Source organism: Paeniroseomonas aquatica (assembly GCF_030409335.1).
Lineage (GTDB): Bacteria > Pseudomonadota > Alphaproteobacteria > Acetobacterales > Acetobacteraceae > Belnapia > Belnapia aquatica.
Map to the genome: position 1 here is coordinate 1 of NZ_JAUFPN010000129.1, position 5814 is coordinate 5814.

Genomic DNA, 5814 nt, shown 5'->3' on the forward strand with positions numbered 1-5814 from the left:
GTTGCGGGCCTTGTCGCCCAGGGCGCGCTTCAGCGCCGCATTGCAGGCATGGTAGAGGCCGGCCCCGCGCGGTGGCGAGATCGCGCCCGTGACGCCCTCCGCCGCATCCTCTACCGCCTGCGCCGCCACCTGCTCGCTCAGCCGGTGCCGCAACTGCCGCTCCGCTCCAGAAGGCGTCAGGAAGTCCCCCTGTGGTTCGGGCTCCCGCGCCGCTGCCAGCCCGGCCGCCAGGTCCGGACCCGGCCGCAGTGTACTGAACCGCAGGGTCAGCGCACTGCTCTCGAGCGGGATGATGTCATGGCGCTGGCGCGTCTCCGCGATCTCCTCCTCCAGCCAGTCCGGCAGGTCGAGCGCCGGCTGGCGCGGGGGCCGTAAATCCGGCTTGGTTTTGGGTGCCCTGCTCGCGCTCCATCCGCCAGCGGAACGGTGCAAAAAGCGGGTCATCAGGATGGAAGACCAGGGCCCGCCGCGCCGCATAGGGCCCCACATTCGGATCCACCCGCGTCGCCCGCGCCACCATCTGCTCCAGCCAGGGGCGCGAGCGCACATTCGTCAACGCCGCCACCACCGCCACCTCCGGCGCATCCAGCCCCTCATAGGCCATGGCGACCGTGACCAGCACTGAAGGCTCGGCGGTCAGCCGGAAGGCCGCCAGGGTCTCCTGGGCGCCGCGCTCGTCGGAGACCGCCAGGGCCATGCTGCCGGCCTGGGCCGGCGGCACCCAGCCGCGCAGGATCTCGAGGTAGCGCGGCGGGCCTGGATCTGGACGGGCGCCACCACCAGCAGTTTGCCGAGGCCGCGCGGGGTCTCCTCCGGCGCGGCGCCCAGCGCCAGCCGTCATTTGGCCCGGAGCCTGCGCGTCGCCTCGAAGGCCCGCCGCAGCAGGCCCTCGGCGAAGCCGGTCCGTAGCGCAGTGAACAGGGCCGGACGTGTGGACTCCTGCGGCGCCGGCGCCCGGAGCCGATGGGGTCCGAGATGCGGCCGCTGGCCGCCCTGCCACTAACCATGGGCGAGAGGTCACGCGCCGACGTGAATGCGTCAAGGACCCGCAGGATTTCGCGAAGACGCTGGTTGCGCCGGAGCCGGAGGCGGTCGGGTGGGCTTGCGACTGTATCAGGCCACTTCTGGGCGCGATGCGGGCCGATCAGGCGGCGCTGATTCAACGTCTCGATCCCCGCAGCGATCCGAGCGAAGGCGTGGCGGCGGATCTCGGTATCCTGCCGAATGCGCTGCACGTGCGGCACCATCGGGCGCGGCGCGCGTTGGTGTCGCTGCTGTTCGCCGCCTGTGTCATCTGCCCGTTGGAGAGCTTCATGCGCTGCGCCTGCCCGAAGCCACCTGCGGTGGACAAGGCGCGGCGGACTCGCGTGGCCGCCTAAAGAGTTCGTACGCGATGGCGTGGCGGCGGCGGGCAGAACCGCGGCGCGGCAGACCAAGCGATTGATTTGGCTCAAGGTCAGGGCAGCGTGACTTCGATAGACTGAAGCATGCCCGAAATCGAAACCGAGCTGCGGTGGCATGGGAGTTGCAGGAAGCAACCACTTTTGGAAAGAGGAAAAGTCGAATGATGAGATTGAAAAGCACCGGTATGGGCTTCGCCGTGCTACTGACGGCAGGCCTCTCCGCCTGCGCCCCGCAGCAGCAGGCTGCGCCCCCGATGGCCGTAGCGCCTGCCGCGGCCAGCACTGCCGCAACGGCACCTGCTCCGGGTGACCATCAGGCGATGATGGCTCATTGTGCCGACATGCGGCAGCAGATCAGGCAGGGCACGCCGGTGTCGCCCGACATGCAACGGATGGTGACTTATTGCCAGCATATGGACCACACCATGGGTGCCCAGCGCGGCCGCTCCGGCCCGTATTAGCACGTCCATAACGGCGCTGCCTGGTGGCCGCGCCATCCGTGGGTTTGTGCCGCGTGGCGCGCCTAGAACAGGAGGCGCGAGATGGCTTGGATGGGCTTCATGCCGTGCCCAAATCTGGCGATGGTCTCACGGTTCGCCTTGAGTTCCCCGTAGGGCAGATAGCGTACCTTGAGATCAGCCACGCGACTAAAGGCAGGCCGCGCCAGCTGGTCGCGCACCTCGTGTTCCCGGCCGTCGGGGGCAACCAAAAACATGCCCTCGAGCGAGTGTGCTTCGGGCCCAAGCGCCAAATCGAGCATGCGGACGATGCCGGAGTAGATGGAGGTGGTATGTTCCACCTCGTAGGCGGCAACAATGCGGTTCGAAGCCTTGTCAAGCCAGAGCACGTCGATCAGCCGGACGGCGTCCGCGCCCGCGCCTGTGGCAAAGCCGGGTAGAACAGCGAGGCAGCCATCGCCAAGCCTGCCATCCCCGAGCAGGCGGTTGCGATCGTTGGCAGCAATCCAAACGTCGTAGCCGAGGGACAAGCCGAGGTCGCGCAGCCATCCCTGGACGGCGGTGTGGGTTTCGTCTTCCTCGCGGGCCGCCGCCAGCGCCTTGGCCGCTTTGGCACCGTTTTCGCGCACGCGGGCAAGGTCCGCCTTCCATACGGCCCGGGCGCTCGCGTCGTCCTCGCGCGGCGGCGCCGGATAGCGGCCACTGCCGATATCGAATAGCAGGCCGCCAATGGCGCCGAGGTCGTTCGAGAGCAGACCGCGGTGCGCGGCGTTCAGCGCCAGGATTCCTTGACGCATGGCCAAATACTCTTCCCATCGGCCGAGTTTCACGCGGGCGCCGGTCAAAGCGTTGTAGCCGTTGACGATGGCGGTGTTGAACGGCGGCGCAATGGTCGGATGCAGGAAGTAGAGCAGATTGGCAACGGCGGGGCCAAGGCCCTTGATGGACCGGGCGTCGATCTCTCGGATGGCCGCTATAACCTGCTGTTCCATCGTGCAGCAGACGCAAGTGTCGAGCAGGCGCCCAAAGGCGCGCTGGTTAACCGGATTCTCATAAATGTCGGGAATGCGTAGTTTGGGCTTCCACAGAAACGCGTGGTCGGCGCCCTTGAAAATTTGCCGCTGCTCCGCGACGGAATGGACAACGGTCTCCAACGAGGAGCCTCGGTAGGCGACACCGAAGGTACCTGCCTTGATATCGGCGACCACCTGCTGGATGCCACGACGGATGGAACGGAAGTTTTTTACGCGCTCTTCCCAAAGAAACCAGCTTCGATAAGTGCCGCCCGGGTCTTCCCGCCAGCGCTGCAGCAGCGAGGTCATCAGGTCCGGTGCACTGGCCCCAACTGCGCCGGAAGTCAGGGCGCATGTTACAATCTGCATGTCGTAATCCTGAGGGTGCCGGGTCCGGTCGCCAATTCCAGCTGACGATGATGAAACATCTGACCGGTCCCCTGCCAAGCGGTGATGAATGTCCGCTGCCTGACGCGCCGGCATACTTGAAGCGTTGAACGGTCGTGCTCATTTCTCACAAGTGAATCCGCTCCACCTCGGTCAGCGTTACCTCGTCATTCGTGCGGTCATAAAGCTTGGTCGTGCGTGGGCTGGAATGCGCCGCCATTTGCTGGGCATGCTCTAACGTGCCGCCGTTTTCCAAATAGTTGGTGATACCGATCGCCCGCCAGCTATGGCAGCCTATGGTCGTGTCGATCCCGGCGGCGAGGGACCGCCGGCGGATCACGCTGTATGCTTCGCGCGCCTGCAGTCGGTTGGTGATGAGGCGGTCGCCGCTGCGGCCTGGGGCGGTGCGGAACAACGGCGCTTTCTTCTCGGCTTCAATGCCCGCCGCGGCAATGTATGCGTCCAGATACTCCTCCAGCGCGTGATGTACCGGCATCTCGCGCATCTTGCCGCCCTTCTCGTGCAGCCGCACGCGGCCTTGTTTACCAAGTGAGAAATAATCTCCAACATTGATATGCAGTGCCGCCTCGATGCGGGCAAACGTATAGAGCAGAGTGGCGATCAGTGCGCGGTCACGCAGCCCAATCAGCGTGTCAGTTTCAATGGCATCATTGACTGCCTTGGCTTCCTCACGCGGCAGGACCGGCGTCTTGCCGCGGCTCACGACATGCTTCGGGCCGCGGACGGAAGAGGCCGGATTATGCGGTACCACTTGGCCGACGACGAAACAGTCAAAAAGCATACGGATGGCAGCCAACTGCTGCTTGACGCTTGGCGCGGACAAGGGCGCCAGTGTTCCACCCGGGTGCCGTGGCACGCCGGTCTGCATGAACTGCTCGATATAGGCCGCCACATGCGCCGGCTCGATGGTCGGCAGGGTCAGGTGGCGCTGTTCGCACGAATGCAGAAAGTCCGCGGTCGCCCGCGCGTAGGCGCGGCGGGTATTGCGGTTGCGGATCTGCGCAACAAAGAACTCGATATAACGGTTCGACGCACGCTCACCCTGGCCAGCGATGAGCGACGGCACTACCGGCTCACCGTAGGGCAGGGCGGGGAGAGGCAGGGCAGGGGTGATGACCAGCTCGCTGCTCATGACGCTGCCTCCTGACCCAGGACCCCCACGCCACAGGCGGCTGCCGCTTTACGCAGCTTTTTATCAAGTGACGCCAAAGGCAGCGCGAGGCGCAGCGCCAGCTCTAGATAGCTTGCGTCATAGACGGTCAGGTTCTGCGCCTCGGCTAAGCTGAGTGTCTCGTCCCAGGCATGAGCCGCCGTATCGGGATCAATGTGAATTGGCAGCCCGCTGAGAATGATTAGCGCCTGGCGACGCTCGGCGGTGCTGATGCGCTTGGCTTTTTCCGCATGCAGCAGCACATTGCCCGTCTCCAGCGCCCAGAGCCCCGGTGTCGTGGCACCGGCGGCGGCCACGTCATCCAGCAGGGCTTCTGTCGCTGCATCGCCTTCGCCCGGCAGCACCCAGGCCATCGCCACCGAACTATCGAGCACGCAGTGGGTCATCGACGGCCCTTATCCCGGAAGCGTTTGAGCTCATCCCAGGACAGTGACACGCCGCGCTCGGCGATGGAGGCACGCAGCGCACGCAGATCTGTCACGGCGCGGTCGATCTCCGCTCGTCGCCGACTGACCTCGGGCACGATCCGCGCGATGGCACGGCCATGACGGGTGATGATGATGGTCTCACCACGCTCGACCTCATCGAGCAGTCGCGGCAGATGCGTCTTTGCCTCGGACGCCTGGATCTCGCGCATATCGATTTCATTCCGACTGGTCATATCAACTAGTCTAACTAATCTGCAACGAAAAGCAAGCCCAGAGTCGCCGCATCCGATAATGTCCTTTATCTGATGGGATTCTGGCGGGCATTCGTTTGCCGAATTTCTCATCTCAAGGCGTATCAGTTCGGCCTCGCTGTCGCGACCCGGCATTGTCCGGCCGTCGCCCTGCGAATGCAGGGCAGATGCCCTGCATCATTCCTTCTTGACCTTCCCATCGCGGAAAGCCGCAGGGTCGCTCCCATCGCCATGATGAACTGAACCGGAGATGGCTATGCGACATCCGCTACTGCTTGAAGAACGGATCATTGCTGCGCTCCGCCAGGCGCTGGCCGAACAGCAGACGGAAGCGGCCGAGCATCTGCTGCGCGCCATCGAAGCGCTCTGCCAAGATGCCACCCCCGGGACGGCGCTGGCCGAGGCATATGCCGCTGCCTTCGACGTGTCGCCGCAGCGGTCGATGGCGCGGATCTTTCGTCAATGAGCGTGGCCGGCGCAGACCACCTCGTGCTCGCCGCGGCGCATGACTGGCCACGGGCCCTTCGCGTCTATCTGGGCGTCATCGCCATCGGGAATCTTGCCTGGGAAGCCGCCCATCTTCCCCTCTACGCCCTGTGGAACACCGGAACGGCACGAGAGAAGCTGTTTGCCATCGTTCACTGCACCGTAAGCGTTGTGGCGTTGGCACATTGCGGCGCGG

The 5814-nt window shown here is 65.0% G+C and carries 8 protein-coding genes and 1 pseudogene; 4 read left to right on the top strand and 5 right to left on the bottom strand.

Translation table 11 applies throughout. From position 1 onward, the window contains the following. Nucleotides 1-295: 295 nt before the first annotated feature. Entirely contained in the window at nucleotides 296-697 is a 402-nt protein-coding gene (locus QWZ14_RS12075) for a P-loop NTPase family protein (RefSeq protein ID WP_290316923.1), read from the bottom strand. 436 nt (nucleotides 698-1133) lie between these two features. On the opposite strand from QWZ14_RS12075, the gene QWZ14_RS12080 reads away from it, so the two are divergent. Both QWZ14_RS12080 and QWZ14_RS12085 read left to right on the top strand, forming a co-directional pair. After that, complete coding sequence (locus QWZ14_RS12080; protein WP_290316924.1) at nucleotides 1134-1379, top strand: hypothetical protein; 246 nt, start codon at nucleotides 1134-1136, stop codon at nucleotides 1377-1379. Nucleotides 1380-1567: 188 nt separating this feature from the next. Further along, entirely contained in the window at nucleotides 1568-1864 is a 297-nt protein-coding gene (locus QWZ14_RS12085; RefSeq protein ID WP_290316925.1) for a hypothetical protein, read from the top strand. A gap of 62 nt (nucleotides 1865-1926) precedes the next feature. On the opposite strand, the gene QWZ14_RS12090 is transcribed toward QWZ14_RS12085, so the two are convergent. From QWZ14_RS12090 to QWZ14_RS12105, 4 genes are all read right to left on the bottom strand, one after another. Beyond that, nucleotides 1927-3183 carry a type II restriction endonuclease gene (locus QWZ14_RS12090; RefSeq protein ID WP_377756068.1) on the bottom strand — a complete coding sequence of 419 codons (1257 nt, stop codon included), beginning with the start codon at nucleotides 3181-3183 and terminating at the stop codon, nucleotides 1927-1929. Between the two features lie 205 nt (nucleotides 3184-3388). Beyond that, nucleotides 3389-4414, bottom strand: a complete 1026-nt coding sequence (locus tag QWZ14_RS12095) for a tyrosine-type recombinase/integrase (RefSeq protein WP_290316927.1) — start codon at nucleotides 4412-4414, stop codon at nucleotides 3389-3391. Then, nucleotides 4411-4839, bottom strand: coding sequence for a type II toxin-antitoxin system VapC family toxin (locus QWZ14_RS12100; RefSeq protein WP_290316928.1), 429 nt, complete (start codon nucleotides 4837-4839; stop codon nucleotides 4411-4413). The genes QWZ14_RS12095 and QWZ14_RS12100 overlap by 4 nt, the downstream gene beginning before the upstream one ends. Beyond that, nucleotides 4836-5090, bottom strand: a complete 255-nt coding sequence (locus tag QWZ14_RS12105) for a type II toxin-antitoxin system Phd/YefM family antitoxin (protein WP_290316929.1) — start codon at nucleotides 5088-5090, stop codon at nucleotides 4836-4838. Before QWZ14_RS12105 ends, QWZ14_RS12100 begins: the two co-directional genes overlap by 4 nt. 298 nt (nucleotides 5091-5388) lie before the next feature. On the opposite strand from QWZ14_RS12105, the gene QWZ14_RS12110 reads away from it, so the two are divergent. Then, nucleotides 5389-5598: a hypothetical protein gene (locus QWZ14_RS12110; RefSeq protein ID WP_290316930.1), complete on the top strand. Its 210-nt coding sequence runs from the start codon at nucleotides 5389-5391 to the stop codon at nucleotides 5596-5598. Continuing rightward, nucleotides 5595-5814, top strand: a pseudogene (locus QWZ14_RS12115) (hypothetical protein); the annotation flags it as partial. The gene QWZ14_RS12110 and the pseudogene QWZ14_RS12115, both read left to right, overlap by 4 nt.

What these genes read in the sequence shown, in the direction of transcription:
- QWZ14_RS12075 (WP_290316923.1), bottom strand. Translation starts at nt 697, where the DNA reads ATGGCCCTGGCGGTCTCCGACGAGCGCGGCGCCCAGGAGACCCTGGCG.
- QWZ14_RS12080 (WP_290316924.1), top strand. Translation starts at nt 1,134, where the DNA reads ATGCGGGCCGATCAGGCGGCGCTGATTCAACGTCTCGATCCCCGCAGC.
- QWZ14_RS12085 (WP_290316925.1), top strand. Translation starts at nt 1,568, where the DNA reads ATGAGATTGAAAAGCACCGGTATGGGCTTCGCCGTGCTACTGACGGCA.
- QWZ14_RS12090 (WP_377756068.1), bottom strand. Translation starts at nt 3,183, where the DNA reads ATGACCTCGCTGCTGCAGCGCTGGCGGGAAGACCCGGGCGGCACTTAT.
- QWZ14_RS12095 (WP_290316927.1), bottom strand. Translation starts at nt 4,414, where the DNA reads ATGAGCAGCGAGCTGGTCATCACCCCTGCCCTGCCTCTCCCCGCCCTG.
- QWZ14_RS12100 (WP_290316928.1), bottom strand. Translation starts at nt 4,839, where the DNA reads ATGACCCACTGCGTGCTCGATAGTTCGGTGGCGATGGCCTGGGTGCTG.
- QWZ14_RS12105 (WP_290316929.1), bottom strand. Translation starts at nt 5,090, where the DNA reads ATGCGCGAGATCCAGGCGTCCGAGGCAAAGACGCATCTGCCGCGACTG.
- QWZ14_RS12110 (WP_290316930.1), top strand. Translation starts at nt 5,389, where the DNA reads ATGCGACATCCGCTACTGCTTGAAGAACGGATCATTGCTGCGCTCCGC.